Source organism: Hydrogenivirga sp. 128-5-R1-1, from assembly GCF_000171895.1.
On record NZ_ABHJ01000256.1, the window covers coordinates 1 to 1,701 of the forward strand.

Sequence of the window (1,701 nt, forward strand, 5' to 3'; positions counted from 1 at the left end):
CAAACCCTTTTTGCATAAGCCAGAGCGTAGCCTGAAGACTTCTATTTCCACTTCTACAGAGAACATATATAGGTTTATCTTTAGGAAGTTTATCCATAACAGAAGGTAGTTTCATTAAAGGAACAAGCATTGCATCTTTTTCTTTTATTCTTGAAAAGTTATATTCTTGAGGTTCTCTAACATCTAAAAGTATAAAATCCTCTCCTTTGTCTATCTTTTCCTTTAACTCTCTTGGGGAAATATGTATTTTTTCGTAAGTTTCCTTATCTAAAAACATACGAACCTCCTACTTTGTTTTTTATTAAAGTATAATACTGTATATATATTTAACCATAATTTATGTCATATTTAGAATATTCAAATATTTTTATAGAGGGTAAAGATGAAACATTTGATAAACATAGGTTTCATTATTATTTTAGTTGTTGTCGTGCTTTATGTTTTTAAAGATGAACTTTTTTACTCCCCACCAAAAATTGAAAATGTACAAAAAGAGATAAAAATTCAACCATCAACCTTAAAACAAAATGAAAAACAAAAGATAAAAAAAGAAACTGAAGAAAAGAAAGCAAGAAATAATGATGAAAAATTAGCTGAAGAAAAAAATATCTTAACAGATAGAGAAAAAAGTACCGCTGAGCAAGATAAACAAAACATGGAAACGAAGATAATTTCAAAAGGTAAAGTTATTGAGATAAAACATGAAGGTAATAAAATAAAAGGTATTGTAGAAATAAATAAAGAAAAATTAAACTTTGAGATGAGTTATGACCCTGACATGATGCTTCTCTTAGAAGATGCCAAAAAATTAAACCTTCCTCTGACGTTTGTCATTAAAAAAGAAGGAAATAAAGCTTATATTGAAGATATTAAATAAGAAGCTGAGGTATAAAAATGTTTAATGTAGAGCAAAGAGAAATAATACCTGTTCCTGATAATGTAAAAAGAGCGTTAAAAGAAATTTTAGGTGAGCATAGAGTTTTAGATGATGAAATGGACAGACTTTTATACTCTTATGATGCAACCAGAATAAAAATGCTTCCTAATGTTGTGGTAATTCCTGAGAATGAGGAGGAAGTTCAGAAAATTGTAAAAATTTGTTATGAAAATGGTATTCCAGTAACCCCAAGAGGAGCTGGTTCTGGATATACAGGAGGAGCACTACCTGTGAAGGGAGGAGTTTTGGTATCTTTTGAAAAAATGGATAAGATTCTTGAAATAGATGAAGAAAACTCTGTCGCAAGGGTTCAGCCGGGAGTAATTACTTTTAATCTTCAAAAAGAGGTTGAAAAAAGAGGTCTCTTTTATCCACCTGACCCAGCAAGTTATAAATTCTGTACACTTGGCGGTAATGTTGCAGAAAATGCAGGTGGTCCCAGATGTGTTAAATACGGAGTTACAAGAGAGTATGTGATGGAACTTAACACAGTTATTCATACAGGGGATATTATTCACACAGGAAGACCAACTTTAAAAGACGTGGCAGGGTATGACATCACAAGACTTTTAATAGGTAGTGAAGGAACTTTAGGACTATTTACAGAAATAACTTTAAAACTAATACCAAAACCAAAAGCTGCAAAAACAGTTAAAGCAATATTCTCAGATATAGCTTCAGTTGGGAAAACTGTTAAAGATATATTTAAGGCTGGAATTTCTCCTTCAGCCCTTGAATTTATGGATAAACTTGCAATAAATGCT

General features: G+C 31.1%; 3 protein-coding genes. 2 read left to right on the plus strand and 1 reads right to left on the minus strand.

From position 1 onward, the window contains the following. Positions 1 to 277 (minus strand): rhodanese-like domain-containing protein (locus tag HG1285_RS02710; protein WP_008289057.1); only part of this gene is annotated, 277 nt, incomplete at its 3' end. 105 nt (positions 278 to 382) lie between these two features. Here HG1285_RS02710 and HG1285_RS02705 point away from each other — a divergent pair. Together HG1285_RS02705 and HG1285_RS02700 are read left to right on the plus strand one after the other, a co-directional pair. Next, a complete protein-coding gene (locus HG1285_RS02705) occupies positions 383 to 877 on the plus strand; it encodes a hypothetical protein (RefSeq protein WP_008289058.1) in 495 nt (164 codons plus the stop codon). 17 nt (positions 878 to 894) lie between these two features. Beyond that, a partial coding sequence (locus HG1285_RS02700; protein WP_008289059.1) for an FAD-binding oxidoreductase occupies positions 895 to 1,701 on the plus strand: 807 nt, incomplete at its 3' end.